Annotated in this window: 23 protein-coding genes and 1 riboswitch; of the genes, 12 read left to right on the top strand and 11 right to left on the bottom strand. The window is 70.6% G+C overall.

What is annotated here, in order from left to right; translation table 11 throughout:
- Window positions 1–2: 2 nt before the first annotated feature.
- Window positions 3–116: riboswitch (TPP riboswitch) on the top strand.
- On the top strand, window positions 112–1,851 hold the full coding sequence (thiC, locus tag ABT294_RS21830; protein ID WP_350807960.1) for a phosphomethylpyrimidine synthase ThiC: 1,740 nt from the start codon (window positions 112–114) through the stop codon (window positions 1,849–1,851). Its footprint overlaps the riboswitch before it by 5 nt.
- A gap of 76 nt (window positions 1,852–1,927) precedes the next feature.
- On the opposite strand, the gene ABT294_RS21825 is transcribed toward thiC, so the two are convergent.
- Entirely contained in the window at window positions 1,928–2,902 is a 975-nt protein-coding gene (locus tag ABT294_RS21825) for an aldo/keto reductase (RefSeq protein ID WP_350807958.1), read from the bottom strand.
- Window positions 2,903–2,958: 56 nt separating this feature from the next.
- Between ABT294_RS21825 and ABT294_RS21820 the strand changes: the two genes are divergently transcribed.
- The 3 genes from ABT294_RS21820 to ABT294_RS21810 are packed head-to-tail and all read left to right on the top strand — an operon-like array spanning window position 2,959 to window position 5,296.
- Window positions 2,959–3,843: a LysR family transcriptional regulator gene (locus tag ABT294_RS21820; RefSeq protein ID WP_350807957.1), complete on the top strand. Its 885-nt coding sequence runs from the start codon at window positions 2,959–2,961 to the stop codon at window positions 3,841–3,843.
- Between the two features lie 29 nt (window positions 3,844–3,872).
- On the top strand, window positions 3,873–4,073 hold the full coding sequence (locus tag ABT294_RS21815) for an EF-hand domain-containing protein (RefSeq protein ID WP_350807956.1): 201 nt from the start codon (window positions 3,873–3,875) through the stop codon (window positions 4,071–4,073).
- A 44-nt stretch (window positions 4,074–4,117) separates the two neighbouring features.
- Window positions 4,118–5,296 (top strand): PucR family transcriptional regulator, encoded by a 1,179-nt coding sequence (locus ABT294_RS21810; RefSeq protein ID WP_350807954.1) that lies wholly within the window; start codon window positions 4,118–4,120, stop codon window positions 5,294–5,296.
- Between the two features lie 20 nt (window positions 5,297–5,316).
- Here ABT294_RS21810 and ABT294_RS21805 read toward each other — a convergent pair whose 3' ends face one another.
- From ABT294_RS21805 to ABT294_RS21795, 3 genes are all read right to left on the bottom strand, one after another.
- Window positions 5,317–6,600, bottom strand: a complete 1,284-nt coding sequence (locus ABT294_RS21805; protein ID WP_350807952.1) for a hypothetical protein — start codon at window positions 6,598–6,600, stop codon at window positions 5,317–5,319.
- Between the two features lie 107 nt (window positions 6,601–6,707).
- Complete coding sequence (locus ABT294_RS21800) at window positions 6,708–9,533, bottom strand: MMPL family transporter (protein ID WP_350807950.1); 2,826 nt, start codon at window positions 9,531–9,533, stop codon at window positions 6,708–6,710.
- A 257-nt stretch (window positions 9,534–9,790) separates the two neighbouring features.
- Window positions 9,791–11,020 carry an RNA-guided endonuclease InsQ/TnpB family protein gene (locus tag ABT294_RS21795; protein WP_350807949.1) on the bottom strand — a complete coding sequence of 410 codons (1,230 nt, stop codon included), beginning with the start codon at window positions 11,018–11,020 and terminating at the stop codon, window positions 9,791–9,793.
- A gap of 164 nt (window positions 11,021–11,184) precedes the next feature.
- Between ABT294_RS21795 and ABT294_RS21790 the strand changes: the two genes are divergently transcribed.
- Window positions 11,185–12,456, top strand: a complete 1,272-nt coding sequence (locus tag ABT294_RS21790) for an MFS transporter (protein WP_350807947.1) — start codon at window positions 11,185–11,187, stop codon at window positions 12,454–12,456.
- Here ABT294_RS21790 and ABT294_RS21785 read toward each other — a convergent pair.
- The 3 genes from ABT294_RS21785 to ABT294_RS21775 form a co-directional block, all read right to left on the bottom strand.
- Window positions 12,448–12,900 (bottom strand): hypothetical protein, encoded by a 453-nt coding sequence (locus tag ABT294_RS21785; protein ID WP_350807945.1) that lies wholly within the window; start codon window positions 12,898–12,900, stop codon window positions 12,448–12,450. The two genes, ABT294_RS21790 and ABT294_RS21785, sit on opposite strands and share 9 nt — an antisense overlap.
- A gap of 98 nt (window positions 12,901–12,998) precedes the next feature.
- Complete coding sequence (locus ABT294_RS21780) at window positions 12,999–14,120, bottom strand: NAD(P)/FAD-dependent oxidoreductase (protein ID WP_350807943.1); 1,122 nt, start codon at window positions 14,118–14,120, stop codon at window positions 12,999–13,001.
- Between the two features lie 39 nt (window positions 14,121–14,159).
- On the bottom strand, window positions 14,160–14,804 hold the full coding sequence (locus tag ABT294_RS21775) for a hypothetical protein (RefSeq protein ID WP_350807941.1): 645 nt from the start codon (window positions 14,802–14,804) through the stop codon (window positions 14,160–14,162).
- Window positions 14,805–14,889: 85 nt separating this feature from the next.
- Between ABT294_RS21775 and ABT294_RS21770 the strand changes: the two genes are divergently transcribed.
- The 7 genes from ABT294_RS21770 to ABT294_RS21740 all read left to right on the top strand — a co-directional run bounded on the left by ABT294_RS21770 (window position 14,890) and on the right by ABT294_RS21740 (window position 21,663).
- Entirely contained in the window at window positions 14,890–15,519 is a 630-nt protein-coding gene (locus tag ABT294_RS21770; RefSeq protein ID WP_350807940.1) for a helix-turn-helix domain-containing protein, read from the top strand.
- A gap of 80 nt (window positions 15,520–15,599) precedes the next feature.
- On the top strand, window positions 15,600–16,769 hold the full coding sequence (locus tag ABT294_RS21765; protein WP_350807939.1) for a homogentisate 1,2-dioxygenase: 1,170 nt from the start codon (window positions 15,600–15,602) through the stop codon (window positions 16,767–16,769).
- Window positions 16,766–17,521, top strand: a complete 756-nt coding sequence (locus ABT294_RS21760; protein WP_350807938.1) for a hypothetical protein — start codon at window positions 16,766–16,768, stop codon at window positions 17,519–17,521. The genes ABT294_RS21765 and ABT294_RS21760 overlap by 4 nt, the downstream gene beginning before the upstream one ends.
- Entirely contained in the window at window positions 17,518–18,621 is a 1,104-nt protein-coding gene (gene fahA, locus ABT294_RS21755) for a fumarylacetoacetase (RefSeq protein ID WP_350807936.1), read from the top strand. The genes ABT294_RS21760 and fahA overlap by 4 nt, the downstream gene beginning before the upstream one ends.
- 79 nt (window positions 18,622–18,700) lie before the next feature.
- Window positions 18,701–19,867 (top strand): L,D-transpeptidase, encoded by a 1,167-nt coding sequence (locus ABT294_RS21750; protein WP_350807935.1) that lies wholly within the window; start codon window positions 18,701–18,703, stop codon window positions 19,865–19,867.
- A gap of 291 nt (window positions 19,868–20,158) precedes the next feature.
- The gene (locus ABT294_RS21745) at window positions 20,159–20,590 is read left to right on the top strand and encodes an NfeD family protein (RefSeq protein WP_350807934.1); all 432 of its coding nucleotides are present in this window, start codon (window positions 20,159–20,161) and stop codon (window positions 20,588–20,590) included.
- A gap of 2 nt (window positions 20,591–20,592) precedes the next feature.
- Complete coding sequence (locus tag ABT294_RS21740) at window positions 20,593–21,663, top strand: SPFH domain-containing protein (protein WP_350807932.1); 1,071 nt, start codon at window positions 20,593–20,595, stop codon at window positions 21,661–21,663.
- 84 nt (window positions 21,664–21,747) lie between these two features.
- On the opposite strand, the gene ABT294_RS21735 is transcribed toward ABT294_RS21740, so the two are convergent.
- The 4 genes from ABT294_RS21735 to ABT294_RS21720 form a co-directional block, all read right to left on the bottom strand.
- Window positions 21,748–22,389, bottom strand: a complete 642-nt coding sequence (locus tag ABT294_RS21735) for a hypothetical protein (protein ID WP_350807931.1) — start codon at window positions 22,387–22,389, stop codon at window positions 21,748–21,750.
- Window positions 22,386–22,967, bottom strand: coding sequence for an RNA polymerase sigma factor (locus tag ABT294_RS21730; protein WP_350807929.1), 582 nt, complete (start codon window positions 22,965–22,967; stop codon window positions 22,386–22,388). The genes ABT294_RS21735 and ABT294_RS21730 overlap by 4 nt, the downstream gene beginning before the upstream one ends.
- 64 nt (window positions 22,968–23,031) lie before the next feature.
- Window positions 23,032–24,201 carry a Gfo/Idh/MocA family protein gene (locus tag ABT294_RS21725; RefSeq protein WP_350807928.1) on the bottom strand — a complete coding sequence of 390 codons (1,170 nt, stop codon included), beginning with the start codon at window positions 24,199–24,201 and terminating at the stop codon, window positions 23,032–23,034.
- A 30-nt stretch (window positions 24,202–24,231) separates the two neighbouring features.
- Window positions 24,232–25,857 carry a type 2 periplasmic-binding domain-containing protein gene (locus tag ABT294_RS21720; protein WP_350807926.1) on the bottom strand — a complete coding sequence of 542 codons (1,626 nt, stop codon included), beginning with the start codon at window positions 25,855–25,857 and terminating at the stop codon, window positions 24,232–24,234.
- Window positions 25,858–25,872 lie beyond the last annotated feature (15 nt).

The following is a 25,872-nucleotide window of genomic DNA, read 5'->3' as shown; positions in this document are numbered from 1 at the left end:
GAACGACAGATCGCGGGGGCCCGGCGAACCGGGCTGAGATAGCGGCTGAGACGGCCGCTGACCGCTGGAACCTGACCGGGTAATGCCGGCGTAGGGAGAGATCAAGTCGTCATGACCGACACTGCGATGACGCACGCCCGCAAGACGTATCTGCACGGGACTCGGGCGGACCTGAGGGTGCCGATGCGGGAGGTGCCGCTCAGCGAGGGCGGCGCCGTGGTGCTCTACGACACCTCTGGGCCGTACACCGACCCCGACTACGACGCCGACGTGCGACGCGGCCTGCCCGCGCTACGGGCGGCCTGGATCGCCGAGCGCGGTGACACCACCTCCTACACCGGCCGTGCCGTGCTGCCTGAGGACGACGGACGGCGCTCCGGCGACCCGCTGCGGAACGCGGCTGCGTTTCCCGAGCGGTCGCCGCGCCGGGCGAGCGGTTCAGGGGCGGTGACGCAGCGGGCGTACGCGCGGCGCGGTGAGATCACCCCTGAGATGGAGTTCGTCGCGCTCCGCGAAGGGGTGGACCCCGAGGTCGTCCGGGTCGAGCTGGCGGCGGGCCGGGCGGTGCTGCCCGCCAACGTCAATCATCCCGAGATCGAACCGATGATCATCGGGCGGAACTTCCTGGTGAAGGTGAACGCCAACATCGGCAACTCAGCGGTGGCCTCCTCGATCGAGGACGAGGTGGCCAAGATGACCTGGGCGACCCGCTGGGGTGCCGACACCATCATGGACCTGTCGACCGGCAGGGACATTCACACCACCCGCGAGTGGATATTGCGTAACTCCCCCGTCCCGGTCGGGACGGTGCCGCTCTATCAGGCCGTGGAGAAGGTCGGCGGCGACCCGGCCGAGCTGACCTGGGAGGTCTTCCGCGACACCGTGATCGAGCAGGCCGAGCAGGGCGTGGACTACATGACGGTGCACGCGGGCGTACTGCTGGAGTACGTGCCGCTGACGGCGCGCCGCCGCACGGGCATCGTGTCGCGCGGTGGTTCGATCATGGCGGCGTGGTGTCTGGCGCATCACCAGGAGAACTTCCTGTATACCCACTTCCGGGAGCTGTGCGAGATTTTCGCCGCATACGACGTGACCTGGTCGTTGGGCGATGGGTTGCGGCCTGGGTCGATCTCCGACGCCAACGATGAGGCGCAGTTCGCCGAGCTGCGCACCCAGGGCGACCTGACGCGGATCGCCGCCCAACACGACAACCAGGTGATGAACGAGGGCCCCGGACACGTCCCGATGCACAAGATCAAGGAGAACGTCGACCTGCAGCGGGAGTGGTGCGACGACGCGCCGTTCTACACGCTCGGGCCCCTGACCACCGACATCGCGCCCGGGTATGACCACATCACCTCGGCGATCGGCGCGGCGATGATCGGCTGGTACGGCACCGCGATGCTGTGCTACGTCACGCCCAAGGAACATCTGGGGCTGCCCGACCGCGACGACGTCAAGGCCGGCGTGATCGCCTACAAGATCGCCGCACACGCCGCAGACCTGGCCAAGGGACACCCCGGCGCGCAGGCGTGGGACGACGCGCTGTCGGACGCGCGGTTCGATTTCCGGTGGGAGGACCAGTTCAATCTTTCGCTTGACCCCGAAACGGCCCGGGCGTTCCACGACGCGACATTGCCCGCCGCGCCCGCCAAGACCGCGCATTTCTGCTCGATGTGCGGCCCGCACTTCTGCTCCATGAAGATCACACGGGACGTCCGGGCATACGCCGCCGAGCGCGGCCTGGACGATGCCGAGGCCCTGGCCGAGGGCCTGCGTGAGAAGGCCGCCGAGTTCGGCGCGTCCGGCGGCCGCATCTACCTCCCGATCTCCCGCACCGACCGCGCCTGACCGGGTCGGGGCGCGCGGCGGCGACCGCTCTCTTACGTGCGCCAGCCTCGACGAGTCGCCCGGATGTCGCCGTTCGCTACAGGAGGGTCCCGCCTGCCACCTCGAACCCGCCGAGCGCCTCGTCCACGCGGGTCAGCGTGTCGGGGTGCAGCGTCAGCCCGGCCGCGGCGACGTTCTCCTCGATGTGCGCCGGAGTGCGGCTGCCGGGGATGGCCACCACGTGCTCGTCCTGGTGCAGCAGCCAGGCCAGGGCGAGCTGGGCGGGAGTGATGCCGAGGCGGGTGGCCAGGTCCCTGATCGGGGCGTAGCGGTCGTTGTTGCCCGCCAGGTTCTCGGCGGAGAAGCGGGGCGCGTTGTGCCGGAAGTCGCCCTCGCCGAGCTCCCGTACCGTCCCGGTGAGGAAGCCGTTGCCGAGCGGGCTCCACGCCACGAGGCCCACGCCCAGCTCCCTGGCCGCCGCGAGCAGGTCGGGCTCGACCGGCCGCCACATCGACCACTCGTTCTGCACGGCCGACACCGGGTGCACGGCGTGCGCCGCGCGCAGCTGGGCGGCGGTCACGTTCGACAGGCCGACGTGCCTGATCAGCCCGTCACGCACCAGCTCGGCCATCGCGCCGACCGTCTCCTCGATCGGCACGCCGGGGTCCGGGTAGTGGACGTAGTACAGGTCGATCACGTCCGTGCCGAGGTTGCGCAGGCTTCGCTCGGCGTAGCGGCGCACCAGCCGCGGCTCGGCGTTCACCCGCAGCTCGCCGAACGCGTACCCCACCGGGTACGACCTGCTCGCCTCGCCCTCCGGGATCGCCAGGCCGAACTTGGTCGCCACCACCACCTCGGCACGCCGCCCCTTGATCGCCCGGCCGACCAGGCGCTCGTTGTGGCCGTCCTGGCCGTAGGCGTCGCTGGTGTCGACGTGGGTGGCGCCGGCGTCGAGGGCGGCCTTCAACGCGGTCTCCGCGCGGGTGTCGTCGATGTCGCCGTAGACGCCGGGCGACAGCACCATGGCCCCGAAACCGACGGCCGGGACCCGCAAACCATTGAGTTCTCTCATGGGGACGATGCTGCCTCCCGGCGGTGTCGCGCGTCCAAGACCCTTTGCTATAACCGATGGCTATGGACGTGCATCTGCGCGAGCTGCGCTACTTCGTCGCGGTGGCCGACGAGCGCAACATGACCTGGGCGGCCGAGCGGCTGTTCGTCTCGCAGCCCGCGCTGTCCAAGCAGCTCAGGGCGCTGGAGCGACAGCTCGGGTTCGTCCTGTTCGACCGCGTGCCCAGCGGGGTCGCGCTCACCCGGCAGGGCGAGGCGCTGCTGCCGGTCGCCCGCGAGCTGCTCGGGCGGTGGGCCGCCGGGCTGGAGGTCGCGCGGGCCGCCGCCCCGACGGGCACGCTGGTCATCGGCATGCAGACGGCCGTGGGCAGGGGCCTGCAGCAGGAGGCGATCCGCCGCTTCCGTGAGGTGATGCCCGGCTGGGACGTGTCGCTGCGGCTGGTCGGCTGGGACGACCCCACCGGCGGCCTGGACGACGGCGGCTCGGACGTCGCGTTCATCTGGAAGCCCGTGCCCGCCGGGCTGGCCACCCAGGTACTGGTCAGCGAGCCCAGGGGCGTCGCCATGCCCGCCGACCACCGGCTCGCCGCGATGGCGGAGGTCCCGTTCGAGGAGCTGCGGGACGAGCCGTTCATCGCGCTGCCCGCCTCGGCGGGGCCGCTGCGCGACTTCTGGCTGGCCCGCGACGCCCGCGACGGCGAGCCGGTCGTCGGGGTCACGGCGAACACGCCGGAGGAGGTCTTCGAGGCGGTGACCAGCGGGCTGGGCGTGGTGCTGGTGGCGGAGGGCAACGCGGCCCTGTACAAGCGTCCGGGGATGGTCTACCGCCCGGTCAGGGATCTGCCGCCGGGCGAGCTGGCCATCGCCTGGCGTAAAGACGACAAAAGCCCACAAGTCCGCGTATTCATCGACGCCATCCGGCAGAGCGCCACTAAGGTCTGACCGACACGGAACCCGCGGAAGGGCGACCCATGAGTGACTACGCGATCACCTTCGACCTCATCGACTCCGACGACGACGGTCGCATCTCAGCCGTTGAGCTGGTCAGGCTGATGGAGGTGCTCGGGCAGCCCATCACGCTGGAGGCCGCGCAGGCCGGCGTGACCAGGCTCGACAAGGACGGCGACGGCCTGATCAACGTGGAGGAGTTCGGCGCCTTCCTCCAGAACTGACAAAAATCCTGTTGCCTGAGTCACAATGGGCGACAGGAGGGACGATGGCCATCAGGAGTGACACGACCCGAATACCCGCCGGCATCGTGCGGACGCTCAGGACGGGGATCGGCCGGGTCTCCGAAGAGGTGATCGAGGAGATCCAGGCCCGCATCCCCGAGTACTCCAGGCCATCCGACACCATCTACATCAAGGTCATCAGGAGCGCCGTCGAGCAGGCCGTCGACGGCTTCCTCGACCGCGTCGAGAACCCCTCCGCGGCCTGGAACCCCGAGCCGTTCCGCATGATCGGCAGGGGCGAGGCCGCCGAGGGCCGCAACCTGGAGCCGCTCCAGGCCGCGATGCGGCTCGGCGCCAGGGTCGGCTGGCGGCGGCTCACCGAGCTCGCCGAGCCGCTCGGCCTGTCGCCGCAGTCGCTGTACGACCTGGGCGAGGCCATCTTCGTCTACCTGGACCAGCTGGCCGACGCCGCGGCCGAGGGCTTCGACGAGGCCAGGGCGCACGCCGCGGGCGAGATGGAGCGGCGCCGCGACCGGCTGCTCGACCTGCTGCTCAGCCGGCCGCCCGCCGGTCCGCAGGCGATCGCCGACCTGGCCAAGGCCGCCGGGTGGCGGCTGCCGAAGACCGTCGCCTGCGTCGCGCTCGACGACCAGCACACCGCGTTCCGCGCCCCGTCCCTGCCGCCGGACGTGCTGACCGGCCACGACCGGCCCATCCCCTGCCTGCTCGTGCCCGACCCGAACGGGCCCGGCCAGGCACAGATGCTCGCCGCCGCACTGCGCGGGCGCCCGGCCGCCGTCGGGCCGGCCGTGCCGCTGCCCGCCGCGGCCACGTCGCTGCGGTGGGCGTGCGAGGCGCTGGGACTGTCCAGGCGCGGCGTGCTGCCGCGCGGCCTGCTGCGCTGCGCCGACCATATGGCCACGCTCATCGTCTTCAAGGACGAAGAACTGGTCGGCGCGCTGGCCGAGGCCCGCCTCGCACCCCTGGCTCACCTGCGTCCCACCCAGCAGGATCGGCTGGCCGAGACACTGCTCGCCTGGCTACGGCACGGCAGGGGCGCGGGAGAGGTGGCGGCCAGGCTGCACGTCCACCCGCAGACCGTCCGCTACCGGTTGCGGCAGCTGGAGGAGCTCTACGGCGACCAGCTCGCCGACCCCGACATCCGGTTCGAGCTGGAGATCGTGCTCCGCGCCCGCCAGGCCGCCCTGACGACCGGAAGGTGACCGGCCGTCAGGCGGCGTGATCAGGCGGCGTGCACGTACACCTGGCCGAAGACCTCGGAGAGGTTCTTCAGGTCGGTGGCCTCGTCGACCTCCGGCTTGGCCGGGTCGTAGAGGGTGGCCAGGCGGGGGCGGACCGAGGTGAGCTTCTTGAGCTGGTCCCAGGTGGCGTTGGCCGCCCACTTCTCGCCGTAGACCCGGTTTACCTGGCCCTGGTCGTTCTGCCAGCGGGTCCAGAGGGTGACGGTCTCGGCGGCGTCGTCCTGGAGGGGGCTCGCCACCCGCTCGGTGATCGACTTGGTCGCCTGCTCGGCGGTCAGCTGCGGCGAGCCCGGGGCGGCGAAGCCGGCGTCCTCGGCGGCGACCTGACCGTAGGCGTCCCAGGCGCGGGCCCGGACCTGGATCCACTGGTTGCGCTGGGCGGTCGCGGCGTCGATCTTCCAGGTGGCGTACTCGGACGCCAGGTGGCCGCTGTCGAGGGCGAGCTGGTCGAGCAGGCCCTTGGAGAGCCAGGCGCCGATCCGGTCGGCGTCCAGCAGCGGGTACTTCTTGGCCAGCTCGGTCTTGCACTCCTCGTTGGCGCCGCAGCCGAAGGCCGGGACGACCGTGTGCGCCGCCAGCTTCTTGCCCGGCGCGGACTTACGCAGCGCCGCCGACGCCTCCGCGACGAACTTGTCCATCTCGTCGGCCGTCTGGAAGTTCTGGTTGAACCCGATCTGCGAGGTGAACCTGATGCCGACCACGCCCGGCTGGACGGCCAGGGCGGCGACCTTCCTGACGGCCTCGTCCAGCTTGCCGGACTTCCAGTCGTCGGCCAGCTCGGTGTCGACCCAGACGCGCATGCCCGAGTCGGCGGCGGCCTTGACGGCCCCGCCCGCCTGGGTCTTCGCGGCCGCGGTCTTCTCCGCCTGGGTGATCTCGCTCGGGTCGGTGTAGCACTGCTCGCCCGCCTGGCACTCGGGCTTGCCGCCGTCCTCGGCGCCCTCGACGTCGGGGTCGCCGACGTCGTGCATCTCGCCGTCGCCCTCCGAGTCAGTGGCGCACTCGTTGCCCTCTTCCTGGCAGTTCACGACGACCGGGTCCATCGGGTTGGTGTCCTTCATGTTCTGGCCGTCGTTGGCGAGCCAGAACCGGGCGATGTCGGCGGCCTCCTCTGGGGTGGCCATCCACCGGCAGACGACGTACGCCGGGGTGTCGCCGGACAGCAGGTCGTTGCAGCTGCGGGGGTCGTCCTCCGACCACGCAGGAACGCCGATGCCGAGCAGTGAGAGGGCGAGTCCGATGACGAAGAGCTGCCGCAGTCGCATGGCGCCTTACTCCTGGGGGTGATCGTCGGGCATATTGCACAATATCGGGATGATCGGTGACGTTCAATGAGATCGGCGGAGGTCACACCGTTCCAGGGGCCCGCCGATCACATGTCCACCTCCACCCACGTCCAGCCGGGGCCGTCGGGGTTCGCCCTGACCACCCGGGTACGGCCGGCGCTCACCCTCACCCAGCCCTCCCGCTGCTCCGGCTCCCTCTTCTCGTCCTGGCCCGGCTCCTTCCTCTCCGGGGTGGGGCGCCTGCCGCCGCCCATCGCGGGCGTGGAGTAAGGGAGCTTCCTGAGAGGCGCCCCCTTCCCGGACGCGGCCGACTGCGGTCCCTCCGCCGATACCGCCGGGCTCCGCGAAGGCCGCGACGTGGGTGGCTCCGGTGTCGGGACGGTCCCGCGCTCGGCCGACAGCGACTCGGCAGGCTCGCGCTCGGCCGACACCAGCTCGGCGGCGGCCTGGTGCTCGGCCGACACCGGCAGGGGGTCGGTGTCGGCCCCGAACCGCGCGGGGCGGCCGTTGACGGTCACCGACGGGCCGGAGCCCTCCTCCGCCCAGTACCAGCCGGGGCAGTCAGGGTTGGGCTTGATCACCCGGCCCTGCCGCGCTCCGGCCTCGGGCGCTCGCGAGGCTGCGCGCTGGCGGGCGGCTGGGGGCGCAGCCGAGGAAGTGGCGGGCGCTGAAATGGCGGGGGTCGAGATGGCGGGCGTGGAGGGGAGGGCGCGGGGCTGGGGGGTGCGGGGGACGGAGGCGGGGCGGTTGCGGTCGCGGCTTGGGAAGCGCGGGCGCCACCAGGCGGCGTCCCCCAACAGGCGCATCGTCGCGGGCACCAGCAGCGCGCGCACCAGCGTGGCGTCCACCGCGATCGCGACGAACACGCCCACGCCGAGCAGTTTCACGATCGTGATCCCCGCCGTGGAGAACGCCCCGACCACCACCAGCAGCAGCAACGCGGCGCTGGTGATCACCCCGCCCGTCCGCTGCAACCCGGACGCCACCGCCGCCGCGCTGTCGCGGGTGCGCAGCCACTCGGACCGCACCCGCGACAGCAGGAACAGCTCGTAGTCCATCGACAGCCCGAACACCACCGCCAGGATCAGCACGGCGACCGTGGGCTCGATCGTCCCGGTGGGGGTGAAGTCGAGGGCCGCCGCCAGGTTTCCGTCCTGGAAGGCCCAGACGATCACCCCGAACGACGCCCCGATCGACAGCGCGTTCGCCAGCAGCGCCTTGACCGGCAGCAGGACGGACCCGAACGCGGCGGACAGCAGCGCGAAGGTGACCCCGCCGACCACCAGCGCCAGCCACGGCAACGTGCCGAGCAGGCTGTCCAGCAGGTCCAGCTGGGCGGCGGTGGACCCACCCACCACGACCTGCCTGACGTTCGGCTCCTCGGCCATGGACCTGATCAGCGTCACCAGCTTCCGCGCCCCGGCCGACATGGGGTCGGACGAGTAGCGGACCGCCAGCCGCACCGCGCCGTTGCCCTGCGAGAGGCCCGTGAGGTCGACGCCGGTGACGCCGGGCAGCCGCTTCAGCCGGTCGGCGAACGGCTTGACGTCCGTGGGGTTCACCTGAGTGACCGAGCTGACCGGGTCGTAGCCCTGCCCGAGCGGCCCGGGGGTGGCGGGCCGCTCGGCGAAGGAGCGCTCGAACAGCACGTGGACGTCGATCGCGGCCATCGAGTTCCTGGCGAAGTCGCGGTCGATGGCCTCGGCGACCCGGCGGCTCTCGGACGTGGCGGGCAGCATCCGGTGGTCCACGCCGCCGAACTGGACGTGCAGCACCGGCAGGGCCAGCGCGACCAGCGCGGCTGTCACGGCGAGCAGGCAGACCCCCGGACGCCGCATCACGCTGGACGCGACGGCGTGCCAGGCCCCGCCCTCGCCGCGGGAGCGGCCGAAGTCCGGCGTGATCCTGATCGCGTCCACGTGCCTGCCGAGGACGCCGAGCGCGGCAGGCAGCACGACCAGCGCCGCTCCCATCGCGACGAGCACCACGACCGCCGCGCCGAGCCCGATCGAGCGCAGGAACATCTGCGGGAACAGCAGCAGCGCCAGCAGCGGGGTGGCCACGGTCAGCCCGGAGAAGGCGACGGTGCGCCCGGCGGTGGCCATGGTCCGCACGACGGCCTGCTCGGTGGACGCGCCGCGGCCGATCTCGTCCCTGAAGGCGTTCAGCACGAAGAGCGAGTAGTCGACGGCCAGCCCGAGCCCGAGCATGGTGACGACGTTCAGCGAGAACACCGACACCTCGGTCACCTCGGTGAGCAGCCTGAGCAGCACCAGCGCGCCCACCACCGCGACGGCGCCGACGAGCAGCGGCAGCCCGGCGGCGACCAGGCTGCCGAAGACGACCACGAGCAGGACGAGCAGCACCGGCATCGAGATGGCCTCGGCGCGGGCGAGGTCGGCGCCGGTCTGGTCGTTGAGCTCCTTCAGCAGCGGCACCGGGCCGCCGACGGAGACCTCCAGGTTCCGCACGGCCAGCCGGTCCCTGATCGCGGCGTAGCCCTGCTGCTTGGCCTGGGTGCCGCCCTTCAGGCTGATCAGCGCGTAGGTGGCGTGCCCGTCGGCGGACGCCAGCTTCCCGGAGCCCGTCGTCCAGTAGGTGGCGGAGGCGCGCACGTACTGGGCCGGCAGTGCGCGCAGCGAGTCGTGGACGGCCTTCTTGAAGCGCGGGTCGCGCACCTTGACCGTCGGGTGCCGGTAGAGCACGACCACGTCGGGGGTGTCGCCGCCGTACCACTCGTCGTTCCAGCGGGCGGCGGTGGTGGAGTCGGCGGACGGGTCCTCGAAGCCGCCGTCGGCCATCCGGCCGAACAGGTCCAGCCCGAAGGGCGCGAGCAGGACGGCCGCCACCAGGCTCAGCACCAGCAGCGTCCACCTACCGCGGTAGACCAGGCGCCCCACCGACTCAAACAAGGGCGCCCTCCAGGGCGATCGGTGCGTCAGGCACGGCCCGGTCCCCTCGCCGTCCTCATAGGACCTAGCAAATTACGGCAGATATGGCGTCGATTCTTGCCAAACCCCTGCACATTCCTCGTCCAGTGTTGTCACCGCCGTGACAACCGCCCGGATATTCGGACGACAGCTAAGGACAAGAAGCGGCAGAATAGTGCGGCTTTGAGGGATGTCGAGGGGGGCTACGCGTGCACAGCTTTTTGACTTCCTCCCCCTCCCTAACGGAGGGGGATTCCCACCCTCGCGAGTGGGGTTTCCTGCTTCGCAGCCGACCGCACCCGGGAGGGCCCGGAGTGTCTCACGTCAGCTCCACAGGCGGACGCCGCTTGACCAGCGGCCAGAATGTTCTTGGCGGCGTTGGTGTCCCGGTCGTGCCGGGTGCCGCAGGACGGGCATGGCCACGTCCGGGTGTCGAGCGAGAGTTCGGCGAGCAGGTGCCCGCACGCCGAGCAGGTCTTGCTGGAGGGGTACCAGCGGTCGATCACGATCAGGTGCCGCCCCTGTCTGGCGGTCTTGTACTGCAGTTGGCGCCGGAACTCGCCCCACCCGCAGTCGGAGATGACCCGCGCCAGGCAACGGTTGCGGACCATGTTCGTCACGGCCAGGTCCTCGATCACGATCAGGTCGTGCTCGCGCACCAGGCGGGCGCTGGTCTTGTGCAGGAAATCGGCGCGGGCGTCACGGACCTTGGTGTGCGCGCGGGCAACCTTCGCCCTCGCCTTGATCCTGTTGTTCGACCCGCGCTGCTTGCGGGCCATGCGCCGCTGATAGCGCGCCAGATTCTCCGCCTTGCGTTCCAGAAGGCGTGGGTTGGCGATGCGCTGCCCGGTGGACAGGACCGCGAAGTCTTTGACCCCCAGGTCCACCCCGACCGCCGAGCTGGCGGCGGCGGGAGCCTGCCCGCCTTCGCCCGCGGTCTCGACGGCTGTTCCGTCGGCGGTCTCAACGGCGAGGGAGGCATGCCAGCGGCCATCAGGGTCGCGCGAGATGGTCACCGCGGTCGGGTTCAGCGTGGCAGGGTCCGCCTCGGGCCAGGACCATACGAACGCGACCGGCGCGTCCATCTTCGCCAGGAACAGCCGCCCGTCCTTCCAGCGGAACGCCGAGCGGGTGTAGGTCGCCGACTGCTTGCCGTGCCGGGACTTGAACCGGGGATAGCGGGCGCGTCCGGCGAAGAAGTTCACGAACGCCGCGTACTGGTGCCGCAACGTCTGCTGCAACGGCACACAGGAGACCTCGAACAGAAACCCGAACTCGGGGTCACGCTTCAACTCGGTCAGATACCGGTCGCTCTGCGCGTAGGACGTCGTGGCCCCGTCGGCGCGGTAGCGGTGCTGCCGCCACGCCAGCGTCTTGTTCCACACCAGGCGTACGCAGCCGAACGTGCGATTCAGCACCGCAGCCTGTTCGGGAGTGGGGTAGACCCGCACCTTGTACGCCGTACGCACGTTCGCATTTTGCCGCAGCACAGAAAGATCCGTAAGCGAAAGGGAGAAGGTGACGTTATGTGCGCTTCGCGCCCTCGGGTGTCCCGACTCCGCCGGGCCACCCCTTGCGGGGTCCGGATACCTCCCGGCCCTAAAGCTAAAGGACCGGGCTTCATCCGGAGGACATGGTGAATGATCTCGGGCTGCTCCGGGATCGGCGGTTCACGCTGCTTCTCTCCGCCAGGACGATCTCGGTCCTGGGCAGCGCGTTCGCCCCCGTGGCCCTCGCGTTCGGCGTCCTCGGCCTGCCCGGCGCCGACGCCACCACCCTGTCGGTCGTGCTGACCGCCGAGTCGCTGCCGATGGTCGTGTTCATGCTGGTCGGCGGCGTGATCGCGGACCGGTTTCCGCGGCAGCGGGTGATGATGGCGGGGGAGTCCATCAACGCGCTGGCGTTCTTGGCCCTGGCCGCGATGATGCTCGTCGGATGGACGCCGCTGCCCGCGCTCGCCGCCGCGGCGGCCGCCAGCGGCCTGGCGATGGCGGTGCTGTTCCCCGCGCTGACCGGCATCATCCCCGAGGTGGTGCCCGCCGACCGGCTGCAGACCGGCAACGCGCTGCTCGGCCTGGGGGCGAACGTCTCGCGGGTGGCGGGCGCGGTGCTGGGCGGCGGCACCGTGCTGCTGCTCGGCGGCGGCTGGGCGCTGGCGGTGAGCGGGGCGATGTTCGCCACGGCCGCCGTGCTGATCGCGCTGCTCCGCCTGGAGCGGGGCGAGCGGCCCGCGGACGGGAGCGGCTCGGTGCTGGCCGACCTGCGCGACGGCTGGCGCGAGTTCAGCTCCCGGCAGTGGATCTGGGTGGTGGTGGCGCAGTTCTCGGTGCTGGTGATGGCCATGCAGGCGGGTCACGGGGTGCTCGGGCCGCTGCTGGCCAAGGAGAGCCTCGGCGGGCCCGCGGCCTGGTCGGCGTTCCTCGTCGGCGAGGCGGTGGGAACTCTCGTGGGGGTTCTGGTGTCGCTGCGGCTGCGGCCGAGGCGTCCGATTCTGTTGGGCACGCTGCTGTGCCTGCCGACGGCGCTGCCGTACGTGCTGCTCGGGCTGGACGCGCCGCTCTGGGCGATCGTGGGCGGCTCCTTCGTCCTGGGCATCTGCTTCGACGTGTTCGGGGTGCTCTGGCAGACCACCATGCAGCGGGAGGTCCCGGCGGAGTCGCTGTCGCGGGTCAGCGCGTACGACGCGCTCGGTTCGCTGATGTTCGGCCCGATCGGGCTGATGCTGGCGGGGCCGGTGGCGGCCCTGGTCGGCGCGGAGACGGCGCTGCTCGGCTGCGCCGCCATCGTCGTGCTGTCCACGCTCGCCGCGCTGACCTCGCCCGGCGTGCGCAACCTGCGCGCGCCTCAGCCGGAGCCACCGGAGCCGCCGGGGCAGTTCGGGCGGCCGGAGCCGGTGTCAGGCTGATCGGAAGTAGGCGTTGGCCCTGGGCTGGAACATCAGCACCATGGCCCCGAGCACGGCCATCAGGTGCAGGATCCGGCTGGCACCGAACACCAGCCCCACCGTGTCGGCGGCGGCCAGGGCCTCGCCGACCGAGTGCCCGGCCAGCAGCCACCGGACGGGTTCGACCACGAGCGAGAGCGTGCCGAACACGCCCAGCCCCACCGCCAGTGTCAGCCGGGCCCAGTTCTGGCCCTGCCTGAGCCGCAGGGCGAGGAAGATCGCCGTGGCGAAGACGGCCACCCGGAACGCGAGCCCGGGGAGCAACTCTCCGAAGGCTGACAGGTCCCTGGCGACGACGAGCGTGGCCTCGAACGCTCCGGCGGCGACGGCGCAGAGCCAGAGCAGCGCGGCGGCGTGCACGACGGGCGGCGGTTCCACCCGGGACTCGGGAGTGGTGACGGTCATGATCGGCCTCCATGGGGGTGGGGTTACACCAGGAGTCTGCGCCGCGACGGCCCTCCGGATCATGCCCGCCGTCCCCCCAATCCCTGCTGGGGCCAGCCCTACCAGACCTCGCCGCTCGTCCGCAGGCCGCGGGAGGGCAGCCGCTCGTGCAGCCCGAAGCGCGCTTCCGGCGCGTGCTCTCCGCCGAGCACCCCGGCCACGTACGCGGCCAGCGCCGGAGCGTGCTTGAAGCCGTGGCCCGAGTCGCCGCCGAGCAGCCACACCCCCGGGGCGACCTCGGCGATGATCCACTCGGCGTCGGGGGTGAGCGCGTACTGGCAGACCTGGGTGAACAGCAGCGGCGCCGACGCCAGCGACGGGAACCTGCGTCCGAGGTAGGCCCTGGCCTGATCGACGCTGGCCTGGTCCACGGTCCGTTCGCCGTGCTCGGGCTCGTAGGGACGGCCCTCGGCGTCGATGGTGGCCTTCATGCCGACGCCGTCGACGTCTCCGTGCCCGTAGGCCGACGCGCCGTAGTCGACCCAGGCGGGGATGCCGGGGGTGGTCCACGCGGGGGGTGCCGCGAAGTGCAGGGTGTCCTGCTTGGTGACGGTCAGCGGGACGTCGAACAGCGCGGGCAGCCAGGCGCCGCACGCCCAGACCACCCGGTCGGCGCGCAGCACCTCGCCGTCGATCGCGACGGCGCTCTGGTACGGCTCCCCCGGCACGGGCAGCGCCCGCGCCCTGACGAGCCGGGCTCCGGCCTCGACCGCCAGTCGCGCGGTGACCTGGGTCGCCCGCCTGGCCCTGAGCACGCCCGCGTGCGGCTCCCAGAGCAGGAAGCTGAGGTCGTCGCCGCGGAACTCGGGGAAGAACCTGGCGCCGTCGGCAGGGTCCAGCACCTCACACGGAATATCCAGATTTTTCAGGACTTGGGCGCTGGCGTTCTCCCAGCCGTCCGAGGTGCCCGCGAACCAGAGCATGCCCGCCTCGTGGTACAGCACCTCCCCGGCCCGCTCCTCCAGCCGCCGCCAGTCGTCCCTCGCCTGCCAGGCCAGTCGGGCGTACCAGTCGTCCGCGCCGTGGGAGCAGCGCAGCAGACGGGTCTCCCCCGCGCTGGCCTGCCGGACGTGTCCCGGCTGGTGCTGCTCGACCAGCGTCACCCGCCAGCCCGTTTCGGCCAGCCGCAACGCCAAAGACGCACCCCAAATGCCCGCTCCGACCACAATGACCGATTTCATGGGACCACCGTGACCGCTGAGCCGTCCCACCGCAAGGGGTCAGACCACGATCAACGTCACGACCACGCCCGCGCAGTTGCCCGCCACGCAGACCCGCACCGGCACCTCGGACACCCCCGACGCGACGGGAACGCCGCCGACGTGCCCGTCGGGACCGATCGAGACCCCGTCGGGCAGTGCGCCGTAGTCGGTGACGCTGAAGGTGGGCGGCACGCCGGAGGGGCCGCCGTTGATCGCGATCTCGCCGTCGAACGCGGCGCCGACGCGTCCGGGGAAGGTGAGCACGCGCGGCTCCCACGGCACGTTCCGCAGCACGACCGCCGTGACGCGCTGGACGGCGCAGCTCGTGACGCCGCAGAGCGCGACGTCGGCCGAGTACGTGCCCGCGCGGGTGGGCGTGCCCACCAGTACGCCGTCGGCGTCGATGTCCAGACCGGGCCCGAGGTGGGCGGCGTGGACGCGCACGCCCTCCTGAAGCGGCAGCAGCCGCTTGGTCACCTCGATGCCCTGGGTGAGGTAGAAGGTGTCCTCGACCAGGCGCCCGCTGGGTGGCTCGTCCACCAGGAACCCGCGTGGCACGGACGAGCCCAGCAGACGGGCCGACTGCGCGCCGACCGTTGGCAGAACGGAGACGAGCGCGCAGAGCAGCAGACCGGCAACAAGGAATATCCAGGTTTGCCGCATCCTTTACCCCCCGGTTCGACTAACCCGTTATGTACCCCTCTCACCGCGTAGCGTCACGCCCACCTCACGCGGAGATAATCAGTGCATGGCCGCTGAATCCGCTCAGACCCTGGAACGCGGGCTGCGCCTGCTGAGGCTGCTCGCCGACGGGAAGGGGGGCCGCACCCCGACGGAGTTGAGCGCGGGGCTGTCGCTCAGCCGCCCGGTGGTCTACCGCCTGCTGACCACGTTGATGAACGAGGGGTTCGTCCGCCGTGACACCGAGGGCCGGGTGCATCTCGGGTACGGCGTGCTGGTGCTCGCCCAGGCCGTGCAGCCGCTGCTGCGCGCGGCGGCGCTGCCGGCGCTGCGGCGGCTGGCCGAGCAGGTGGGCGCGACCGCGCACCTGACCGTGGCCGAGGGCGACGACGGGCTGGCCGTCGCGGTCGTCGAACCGTCGTGGACGAACATGCACGTGGCCTACCGGGAGGGGTCGCGTCATCCGCTGTCGAAAGGCGCGGCGGGGCAGGCGATCCTGGCCCTGCGCGAGGGACGCCACGACTATTTGGTGACTGAGGGGCAGTTGCAGGAGGGCGCTCGGGGGATCGCCGCGCCGGTGACAGGGCTGCCGTGGTTGGAGGCGTCCGTGGGGGTGGTGACGTTCGGGCCTCTGGAGGAGTCCACCGGGCCGCGGGTCGTCCAGGCTGCGGCCGAACTGGCCGACGCCCTGGGTTGACAGCACACCGGGCGATGGACGACGGTAATTACAGATAAAGGACGTTTTCGTCCGATAAACGGACGCTCCAAGGAGGGCGGATGCCGTACTACCGCACTGTGGGCGAGGTGCCGCGCAAGCGTCACGTGCAGTTCAGGCGGCCGGACGGGGGGCTGTACGCCGAGGAGTTGATGGGCGAGGAGGGCTTCTCGTCCGACTCCTCGCTGCTCTACCACCGCTACCTGCCGACCGCGATCATCAAGGCGGAGACCGTCACGCCCACGACGGAGACCCGCCTCCAGCCCAACCTGCCGCTCTCGCCGCGCCACTTCCGCACCCAGGACCTCGCCAGCGCCGGCGACCTGGTCACCGGGCGCATCCAGCTGGCCGGCAACAACGACGTCCGATTGTCGTACGCGACCAGCGACCGGCCCAGCGAGCTGTACCGCGACTCGATGGGCGACGAGTGCGTCTACGTGCAGCGCGGACGGGTGCGCTTCGAGTCCACCTACGGCGTGATCGAGGCGGCCGAGGGCGACTACGTGGTCGTCCCGACCGGCACGATCCACCGCTGGGTGCCCGACGGGCAGGTGAACGTGCTGGCCATCGAGGCGTCGGGGCACATCAGGCCGCCCAGGCGCTACCTGTCGCAGTACGGCCAGTTCCTGGAGCACGCGCCCTACTGCGAACGCGACCTGCGCAGCCCCACCGAGCCGCTGACGGTCGAGGGCGAGGAGGTGCCGGTGCTGGTGCGTACCCGGGGCGGGCTGACCAGGCTCGTCTACCGCAACCACCCCTTCGACGTGGTCGGCTGGGACGGCTGCCTGTACCCGTTCGCGTTCAACATCAACGACTTCGAACCGATCGTGAAGAAGACGCACGCGCCGCCGCCCGTCCACCAGACCTTCGAAGGCCCGGGGTTCGTGGTGTGCTCCTTCTGCCCGCGCCCGCTCGACTTCCACCCGGAGTCGGTGCCGATCCCGTACAACCACCACAACGTCGACTCCGACGAGTTCATGTTCTACGTGGGCGGCGACTACTCGGCCCGCAGGGGCTCCGGCATCGACGTCGGCTCCGTCTCGCTGCACCCGGCCGGGTTCACGCACGGCCCGCAGCCCGGCGCGGTCGAGGCGGTGATCGACGCGGTCAGCCGCGGCGTCACCACCACCAGCGAGACCGCGGTGATGGTCGACACCTTCCGCCCGCTCGACCTCGGACAGGGCGCGTTGTCCTGCGAGGACCCCGGCTACGCCTGGACCTGGTCACGATGATCCTCTTCACCGCGCTCATCGACGACGCGGGGCTCTTCCCGCCGACCTCACTGCACATGTCCGACGCCCTGGAACGCCACCGGCGCGACCAGGAGCGCGGCGACGAGGTGCTCACCCACCGCTTCCTCTGTCCGGCCAGCCGGATCGACCGGCTGCGCGCCGAGTCCTTCCTGCCGCTGCGCATCGGCCTGATCGTCGACACGCCGGACGTCCCGCCGTTCGACGACCTGCCGGTCGACTTCGTCGAGATCAGGCTCCCGCCGGACGAGACGGTCGAGCAGCTGGTCCGCAGGCTGGACCTGCCGCCCGGCGTGCGCCTGTTCGTCGAGGTGCCGCCGGGCAAGCCGGCCGTGGACGTGCCCGAGGGCGCCGCGCTCAAGCTGCGCTGCGGCGGCACCGCCGCCGAGGACTTCCCGCCGGCCGAACAGCTCGCCGCGTTCATCCGGTTCTGCGCCGACCACGACGTCCCGTTCAAGGCCACCGCCGGGCTGCACCACGCCGTACGGCACTTCGACCCGACCCTGGGCGTGGACCGGCACGGCTTCCTCAACCTGGTGCTCGCCGTCTGCGAGACGGTCGAGGACCGCGATCCCGTGCCCGTGCTGCGCACCACCGACGTGGGCCACCTGGTACGGCTGGCGCGGGCCGTGACCGAGGAGACCGCCAAGAGGGCGCGGCGCCTCCTGGTGAGCTACGGCTCGTGCAACACCGGCACGCCCATCGAAGACCTGCGAACGCTAGGAGTGCTATGAGCTGGGGCCTCGACAACCTGCCGTACGGGGTGTTCTCCCGCAGCGGCGAGGCGCCGAGAGTGGGCGTGCGTTACGGCGACCGGGTGCTCGACCTGGCCGCCGCACTGCACGACGAGGTGTTCGCGGCCCCGTCGCTCAACCCGTTCATGGCCAGGGGCCGCCAGGCCTGGCACGACACCAGAGCGCTGATCCAGAACAAGCTCGCCGACGACCGCGCGATCACCGAGCCGCACCTGGTGCCGCTGGAGCAGGTACGCCTGCACCTGCCGTTCGAGGTGGGCGACTACGTCGACTTCTACTGCTCGCTCGACCACGCGAGCAACATCGGCCGCATCTTCCGGCCCGACGCCGAGCCGCTGCTGCCCAACTGGCGGCACCTGCCGGTCGGCTACCACGGCAGGTCGGGGACGGTGGTGGTGTCGGGCACCCCGGTCAGGCGGCCGAGCGGGCAGCTCGGCGCGGGCGCGTTCGGGCCGTGCCGCAAGCTCGACATCGAGGCGGAGCTGGGGTTCGTCATCGGCGTGCCGTCCGAGCTCGGCTCTCCCGCCGGCCCCTTCGAGGAGCACGTCTTCGGGGTGACGCTGGTCAACGACTGGAGCGCGCGCGACATCCAGGCGTGGGAGTACGTGCCGCTCGGCCCGTTCCTGGGCAAGTCGTTCGCCACGTCGGTCTCGCCGTGGGTGACCCCGCTGGAGGCGCTGCCCAGGCTTCCCGGACGGACGCAGGATCCCGAGCCGCTCGACTACCTGCGCAGGCAGGGCGACTGGGGGCTGGACATCGCGGTCGAGGTCGCGCTGAACGGGGAGGTCGTCTCGCGCCCGCCGTACTCGTCCATGTACTGGACACCGGACCAGATGCTCGCCCACCTGACCGTGAACGGCGCCTCGCTGCGTACCGGCGACCTGTTCGCCAGCGGCACGATCTCCGGGCCGCTGCGTGAGGAGCGGGGCTCGCTCATCGAGCTCACCTGGAACGGCGCGGACCCGGTCAAGCTGGCCAACGGCGAGACCAGGACGTTCCTCGAAGACGGCGACACCGTGACGATCCGGGCCAAGGCGGGCGACCTGACCCTCGGGGAGGTTTCCGGAACCATCCGATAGATCACTCCGCGTGCTTTGACCGTCACTGCCCGCTAATCTGGGAGGTCCCCCGGAAGTCCCCCCGGAAAGCAGGAGTGCGATGCGGCGCGCCGCAGTGATCTGTCTCGTCGTCCTCACCGGTCAGGTCGCTGTGGGCTGCAGCGCGGTGAACGGCGACGCGCCCCCGCCGCCCGTCATCCGCGTCTCGCCCGCCTTCGACACCGCACGGGCCCGCCCCGACCAGGCCCTGGTGGTCAGGGCCAAGGGCGGCACGCTGCGCACCGTGCGGGTCTACGCGGCGGGCGCGCAGGTGCCCGGCGTCCTCGACAAGGCCGGCAGGACGTGGCGCTCCAGCTGGACTCTCACGCCCGGGGCCGAGTACTCGGTCACCGCCACCGCAGCGAGCGGCGACGGCCCCGCGACGATGGCCGTGGGCCGTTTCCGCACGCGGGCGGCGAAGCGCACGTTCGGCCTGCGCGCGACCACCCCGCTGCCCGGCGAGACGGTCGGGGTGGGCATGCCGATCATCCTCGACTTCGACACCCCGATCCTCGACAAGGCCGCCGTCGAACGGGCACTGGAGGTGCGGGCGGCGTCCCCCGTCGAGGGAGCCTGGCGGTGGACGAGCGACACCCAGGCGGTCTACCGCACCCGCAGCTACTGGCCCGCCCGGCAGGCCGTCACCGTCACCGCCCACCTCGCGGGCGTGCGCGCGGCGAGCGGCGTCTACGGCACCGTCAACCGCTCGTTCGCCTTCACGGTGGGCCGTGAGCAGATCAGCTCCATCGACACCCGCACCCACCAGATGGTGGTCAGCCGCGACCAGCGGGCGCGCAAGCGGATGGCGATCAGCGCGGGCATGGCCACCACCCGCGAGTACACCACCACCAGCGGCGTCCACCTGACCATGGACAAGGGCAACCCGGTCCGCATGATCTCGCCGGGCCGGGTCAAGGGCGAGCCCGGCTTCTACGACCTGCTGATCGACTACGCCGTCCGCATCTCCAACAGCGGCGAGTACGTCCACGCCCGCGACAACGTCTGGGCGCAGGGCCGGGCCAACGTCAGCCACGGCTGCATCAACGCCCGGCCCGACCAGGCGGCCTGGTTCTACACGACCTCGCTGCGCGGCGACCCCGTGACGATCACGGGCACCACCCGGGCGCTCGAGTGGAACAACGGCTGGGGTTTCTGGCAGCTCCCCTGGGACGAATGGCGGCTCGGCAGCGCCCTTCACAACCCCGTACAGGCTGGACTAGAACGTTGACATGCTCTCCGCCCTAAAGGACGGAGATTCCCGTGCCGCTTACGCGGCCCGTGCTGTGGAACGGGGTGCTTGACGCTTCACAGACCCGGATGGGTCTCCACGCCCTGGGACGACCAGCCCGGCCGCCCGATATCTGGCTAACGTGTTCTTCGCCCCGACGATGTCGGCGTGCCCGCTCATCCCGGTCTGAAAGCCGAGGCTCTTGTGCGGACCTTCGGTAAACCGGGGATTACCGTAGAGGGGGAACCACTCGCGGATACCGGCCCGTTGACAAGTCAGGAGGGCCAGAGCATGGATGAATGGATCATCTGGGTAATCCTCGCAGTCGTTCTCGGCCTGGCGGAAATCTTCACCGTCACCGCCGCACTGGGCCTGCTCGGTGTGGCCGCACTCCTGACCGCCGCGACCGCGGCCATCGGCCTGCCGGTTCCCCTGCAACTCCTCGTCTTCGCCCTGTCGTCCGCGGCGGGGCTGATCGTGGTCAGGCCGATCGCGATCCGCCACATCCGCCAGCCGCAACTCCAGCGTTTCGGCGTGGAAGCGCTCGTCGGCAAGCCCGCCTACGTGATCTCCGAGGTGACGGGACGCGAAGGCCGGGTCCGCATCGGGGGCGAGGAGTGGTCAGCGCGCGCCTACGACGAGACCCTGGTGATCCCCACGGGGGCCACCGTCGATGTCATAGAGATCGAGGGCGCCACGGCCCTCGTCTATCCACGGGAGTGACCATGGATCCACTGTTGATAGTCGGTCTGCTCGTCATCTTCTTCGCGGCGCTCACCCTGCTGAAGGCCGTGCGGATCGTGCCGCAGGCCAGGGCGCGCAACGTGGAGCGACTCGGCCGCTACCACCGCACCCTCAAACCGGGGCTCAACTTCGTCATCCCGTACATCGACCGCGTCTACCCCATGATCGACCTGCGCGAGCAGGTCGTGACCTTTCGCCCGCAACCCGTCATCACCGAGGACAACCTGGTCGTCGAGATCGACAACGTGCTCTACTTCCAGGTCACCGACCCGCGGGCGGCCTCCTACGAGATCGCCAACTACATCCAGGCGATCGAGCAGCTGACCGTCACCACGATGCGTAACGTGATCGGCTCGATGGACCTGGAGAAGACACTCACCTCCCGCGACACCATCAACAGCCAACTGCGGGGCGTGCTCGACGAGGCCACCGGCAAGTGGGGCATCCGCGTCAACCGCGTCGAGGTCAAGGCCATCGACCCCCCAAAAACCATCAAGGACGCGATGGAGAAGCAGATGCGGGCCGAGCGTGACAAACGCGCGGCGATCCTCAACGCCGAAGGCCAGAGGCAGTCGCAGATCCTCACCGCCGAGGGCGACAAGCAGAGCCGCATCCTGCGGGCCGAGGGCCAGCGCACCGCCGCCATCCTGGAGGCCGAGGGCCAGTCGCGCGCCATCGACCAGGTCTTCCAGGCCGTCCACCGCAACGACCCCGACCCGAAGCTGCTCGCCTACCAGTACCTACAGGTGCTGCCGCAGCTCGCGCAGGGCGAGGGGAACACGTTCTGGGTCATCCCCAGCGAGGTCACCTCGGCGTTGCAGGGCGTGTCGAAGGCGTTCACGGAGGCGCTGCCCAGGTCGGCGGCGACCCGCGACGAGCTGCCCGCCTCCGCGGAGCAGGACGAGGAGGTCATGAGGGCGTCGGAGGCGGCCGCCGAGGCGGTGGCCGATGCCCAGGAGGCGGAGAGCCCCCACGGGCCGCGCCAGATCACCCAGGCCGTCGACGAGCCGACACCCTTCCCCGACCTCGACAGGGAGCACCAGGAACGCTAGAAGGCAGCGCAGTGCTCGCCGCACGTACGTGCGGCGGGCACCCCGTCGGAGGGGGATGGCCGAGCAGCACGTCACCCTGGGTGATCAGTGGGACAGCGGGGCCTCTGTCGTGTCGACCAGCTTGCAGTCGGCCACCGGCCCCTTGGAGACGCGGTCCCAGACCCCGATCAGCATCCCACCGGCCTGTGACTCGAGGTCCACCACATTTTCCTGACCGGGCTTGATCGACACCTCGGGGGGCAGCGGCTCGGAGATGCTGAACTCCAGCACAGCCGTCTGACCGGCCTTGATCACCGAAGGGTCGAACAGGAACGTCGGCGTGGAGAAGTCGCCGGTGGGCATCCGGATGGTCTTGGAGTCCGGCACCCAGTTCGTGCTCCTCGGCTGCGGGGAGCACTTCTTCCCGTCCGGGATGTAGTTCACGACCACGTTGTACCCACGCCGGCGCAACGCCGCCTGCAGCCCATCGGGATCCCTGAGCTCATTGATCTCGATCAGGACGGTGCCGTCGGGGTTGTCGGTCACGGCGTAGGCGGGCTCGCCGCCGCCCAGCAGGGTGGGCACCGCGATCGCCAGCGCGGCGGCCCCGGCCAGCACGGGGGCCAGGACAAGGGGACGCAGCAGCCCGCGCTTCGGCTTCTTCTGCTTTTCGATCTCGGTCATCACGAACTCCTTGAGCAGTTGGTGACGGCCCTCTGGAAGGTCGCGTTCGACTGGCCAGTTCATCGGATCTCCTCCCTGCGGGGGCCTCGGTCACCATCTACCTGTCGGCCGAGAGGCGGCGGTTCCGCGTACTTCCCGAGTTTCTTCCTGGCCCGTGACAGCCGCGAGCGGACCGTGCCCACCGGGATGCCCAGCGCCTCGGCCGCCTCGGCGTAGTCGAGCCCCGACCAGACGCACAGCGCGAACACGTCCTGCTCCTGACGGCGCAGCGACCCGTACGCCTCCCGGACCAGGGCCAGCCGCTCGGCGTCGTCGATCCTGTTGACCACCTCGTCGGCGAAGTCCGGCACGGCCTCGCCTCTGGGCATCCTGGCGAGGGCGTCGTCGTGGCGGCGGGCGGCGCGCCGGACGTTGCGGGCGACGTTGGTGGCGATGCCCAGCAGCCAGGGCCGCAGCGATCCGCCCACCGCGTCGACCCGTCCGCGTAACCGCCAGGCTTCCAGGAAGGTCAGCGCCATCACGTCCTCGGCCGCGGACCAGTTGCCCGTCAGGCGGAAGGCGTGGTTGTAGACGGCCTTCGCGTAGTCGTCGAAGAGCTCTTCGAAGGCCGCCGTATCCCCGTCCTGTATCCGGGCACGCATCGACATATCCACATACAGGTACTGTCCGCACGGGCCTTCGAGTTCCGAAGGCCCGTGCGGGCGTTCACCGCTGGCCGCGGTCGAAGTACGCCGCCAGCTCCGGATCGATCGGCGGGATGTCGTACGGCGCGCCGCCGTCACGCAGCGACATCGTGGCCATGTAACCGGCGGCGACGCTCATCCGCGCGGCCACAGGGGACGTGTCGGTGGCCCCGCCCTCCCGGACGAACCTGCAGAACTCGTCCATGATGGCCGGGTCGGCCCCGCCGTGCGAGCCCATCGCCTCGGGCACCCGGTAGGTGATGTCGCCGTCACTCCGGTAGCCCGAGGGACCGGTGTTCCAGACCTTGACCGTGTCGCCGGGGCCGTCGCCGAAGTTCTCCAGCCGGCCCTCCGTCCCGATCACCGTGTAGTTGCGCACGTAGTCGGGGGTGAAGTGGCACTGCTGGTAGGCGGCGATGACGCCGTTGTCGAGACGCATGTTCATCACCGACACGTCCTCGACGTCCATGACGTGGTGGAAGTCCGTGCGCCGGGTGGGCGGCCAGTCGAACTCCCGCAGCCAGCCGTCCGGCCTGGGGGTGCCCGGCTCGCGGCGCGGCAGGTCGCCGTAGAGCATCAGGTCGCCGAGGGCGTTCACCCTGGTGGTGTAGCCTCCGGCGAGCCAGTGGATCACGTCCAGGTCGTGCGCGGCCTTCTGCAGGAGCAGGCCGGTGGTGCGGGTACGGTCGGCGTGCCAGTCCTTGAAGTAGTAGTCGCCGCCGTACGAGACGAAGTGGCGTACCCAGACCGTCTTCGGCTCGCCGATGACGCCCTTCTGGATGATGTCGCGCATCAGCCTGACCACGCCCATGTGGCGCATGTTGTGCCCCACGTACAGGCGGGTCCCGGTGCGTCGCGCGGCCTCCAGCACGGCGTCGCAGCCCTCCACCGTGATGGCGAGCGGCTTCTCCAGGTAGACGGCCTTGCCGGCCTCCAGGCAGTCGATCGCGATGCGCTCGTGCGTGTCGTCGGGCGTCATCACGATGACCGCGTCGAGGTCGTCGCGGGTGAGCAGTTCGCGGTAGTCCTCGGTCAGGAACTCCGCCTCGAACCTCATGGCCTGGCTCTTGAGCGCCGCCGGATCGGAGTCGCACAGCGCCACGACGGCGGACCCTCGTCCGGGCCGGTGCGCGGCCAGGGCGAGACTCGTCCGGAGGCCGAGGCCGATGACACCGATGCGCAGGTCTTCCACTTCAGTCCTTTCTTAGGGGTAGTGCAATGATCAACCCTTGGCGAGGGACGCCTCGTACTCGGCCCGCATCGCCTCGCCGCCCTTCTTCAGCCACTGCTTGACGAAGGGCTGCCAGTCGGAGAGCTGCTTGCGGCCGGAGACGATGTCCACCACCATGTCCGTCCCCATCGTGCTCAGCTCCCCGCCCTTCTGCGTGAAGGTGTCGGAGAAGTGCCCGGTGGTGACCCGCTGCTGCAACATGGGCGCGACCTTGGTCTCGAAGTCGTGGATGAGCTTGGTGCGCTCAGGCTGGCCCGGCAGGAAGATCGCGCTGGGCGAGCCGATGACGAACGAGATCGGCTGCTGCGTGGTCGGCACCTCGGCCTTGCCCTTGTCGGTGAACGTGAGATCCCCGCCGGACTTGGTGAAGTGCACCCCCTCGACACCGTAGTTGATGATCTCATTCTCCTCGGTGCCGAAGGGGGCGGCCATGAAGTTCAGCACGGCCAGCAGCATCTCGACCCGCTTGGGGTCGGCCTTCTTGTTGATCGCGGTGAAGCCGACCGAGCCGAGTCCGGCGTTGTAGATCGGCTTGGACGACGGGGTGGCCGCGAACGGGACGATCGCGCCCAGGTTGTACTTCTGGTTGCGGGCGTCGTTGATGAAGCCGGGGAAGGACTCGACGTAGGCGCCGAGCTGGCCGTTGGCGACCTTCTCCTTGACGTTGGCCAGGGTCGCGTCCGGCCAGAAGAGGTTCGCCTTGAAGCACTTGATCGCGAACTCCAGCGCGGCGAGGTACTCGGGCGTCTCGAACTGGTGGGTCAGCTTGCCGCCCGCGAGCTTCCAGGTGTTCGGCGCGCCGTACCAGTGGCTGAACATGTGCACGAAGTTGTAGTAGGCGGGTTCGAGCACGTACTTGTTCTTCTTGGCGTCCAGCAGCTGCGTGGCCTTCGCCAGGAAGTCGTCGGCGCTGGTGAAGGCGAGGCCGCCGACCGGCTTCCAGAAGTCCTGGTCGGCCAGGAGCACCTGGCCGAACCTGCTGTAGGAGACGGCCACGCCGAAGAGCTTGCCGTTGGTGACGGCGGACTTCCACGTCACGTCCCCGAGGTTGGCCAGGTTCGGGTACTTCTTGATCGCGTCGCCGCTGAGGTGCGGGGTCAGGTCGTGGAACTTGGCCTCGAGCAGCTCGGGCACCCGTTGCAGGCCCTGGTTCGGCGGGAACCAGACCAGGTCGGGCAGGTCGTCGCTGGCGATGATCGCGTTGAACTTGTCGGGGTAGCCGTCGCCGACCACGATGTTCATGTTCCACTCGGCGCCCAGCCGCTTGTTGAGCTCCTGCAGGTAGGCGCTCTGGCCGAGGGCCGGCGGGGCGACGTCCCAGGTCTGCGTGAGCGAGGTGATCTTGCTGCCGTCGCCCGGCGGGCTGGCGACCGACTTGACCAGCTCCGCGGGGTACTTCAGGTACGCGGGGTCCTGACCGGCGTCGACCGGCAGGTCGGGGGTGGGGATCTTGGCGGCCGTGTACGTCGGCAGCCTGAGCTTCTTCGACAGGTCGGCGCCGCCGTTCTTGACGCCGGCCGCGCCGCCGCCCTCGCCCCCGCAGGCGGCGAGACCGGCGACCGTGGCGCCGGCGAGCGCGAGACCGAGGAAGCCGCGACGGGACATGCTTGTTGCCATGGTTTCTCCTGTGGG

Source organism: Nonomuraea sp. NPDC000554 (assembly GCF_040300065.1).
Lineage (GTDB): Bacteria > Actinomycetota > Actinomycetes > Streptosporangiales > Streptosporangiaceae > Nonomuraea.
The sequence above is the reverse complement of the archived record's forward strand: the minus strand, read 5'-3'. Positions and strand labels throughout refer to the sequence as shown.

Bases quoted from the DNA above. Each gene is read 5' to 3' on its own strand.
- thiC (WP_350807960.1), top strand. From the start codon at position 112: ATGACCGACACTGCGATGACGCACGCCCGCAAGACGTATCTGCACGGG.
- ABT294_RS21780 (WP_350807943.1), bottom strand. From the start codon at position 14,120: ATGAAATCGGTCATTGTGGTCGGAGCGGGCATTTGGGGTGCGTCTTTG.
- ABT294_RS21750 (WP_350807935.1), top strand. From the start codon at position 18,701: ATGCGGCGCGCCGCAGTGATCTGTCTCGTCGTCCTCACCGGTCAGGTC.
- ABT294_RS21825 (WP_350807958.1), bottom strand. From the start codon at position 2,902: ATGAGAGAACTCAATGGTTTGCGGGTCCCGGCCGTCGGTTTCGGGGCC.
- ABT294_RS21775 (WP_350807941.1), bottom strand. From the start codon at position 14,804: ATGCGGCAAACCTGGATATTCCTTGTTGCCGGTCTGCTGCTCTGCGCG.
- ABT294_RS21770 (WP_350807940.1), top strand. From the start codon at position 14,890: ATGGCCGCTGAATCCGCTCAGACCCTGGAACGCGGGCTGCGCCTGCTG.
- ABT294_RS21815 (WP_350807956.1), top strand. From the start codon at position 3,873: ATGAGTGACTACGCGATCACCTTCGACCTCATCGACTCCGACGACGAC.
- fahA (WP_350807936.1), top strand. From the start codon at position 17,518: ATGAGCTGGGGCCTCGACAACCTGCCGTACGGGGTGTTCTCCCGCAGC.
- ABT294_RS21810 (WP_350807954.1), top strand. From the start codon at position 4,118: ATGGCCATCAGGAGTGACACGACCCGAATACCCGCCGGCATCGTGCGG.
- ABT294_RS21760 (WP_350807938.1), top strand. From the start codon at position 16,766: ATGATCCTCTTCACCGCGCTCATCGACGACGCGGGGCTCTTCCCGCCG.
- ABT294_RS21820 (WP_350807957.1), top strand. From the start codon at position 2,959: ATGGCTATGGACGTGCATCTGCGCGAGCTGCGCTACTTCGTCGCGGTG.
- ABT294_RS21720 (WP_350807926.1), bottom strand. From the start codon at position 25,857: ATGGCAACAAGCATGTCCCGTCGCGGCTTCCTCGGTCTCGCGCTCGCC.
- ABT294_RS21765 (WP_350807939.1), top strand. From the start codon at position 15,600: ATGCCGTACTACCGCACTGTGGGCGAGGTGCCGCGCAAGCGTCACGTG.
- ABT294_RS21805 (WP_350807952.1), bottom strand. From the start codon at position 6,600: ATGCGACTGCGGCAGCTCTTCGTCATCGGACTCGCCCTCTCACTGCTC.
- ABT294_RS21735 (WP_350807931.1), bottom strand. From the start codon at position 22,389: ATGAACTGGCCAGTCGAACGCGACCTTCCAGAGGGCCGTCACCAACTG.
- ABT294_RS21740 (WP_350807932.1), top strand. From the start codon at position 20,593: ATGGATCCACTGTTGATAGTCGGTCTGCTCGTCATCTTCTTCGCGGCG.
- ABT294_RS21785 (WP_350807945.1), bottom strand. From the start codon at position 12,900: ATGACCGTCACCACTCCCGAGTCCCGGGTGGAACCGCCGCCCGTCGTG.
- ABT294_RS21745 (WP_350807934.1), top strand. From the start codon at position 20,159: ATGGATGAATGGATCATCTGGGTAATCCTCGCAGTCGTTCTCGGCCTG.
- ABT294_RS21730 (WP_350807929.1), bottom strand. From the start codon at position 22,967: ATGCGTGCCCGGATACAGGACGGGGATACGGCGGCCTTCGAAGAGCTC.
- ABT294_RS21790 (WP_350807947.1), top strand. From the start codon at position 11,185: ATGGTGAATGATCTCGGGCTGCTCCGGGATCGGCGGTTCACGCTGCTT.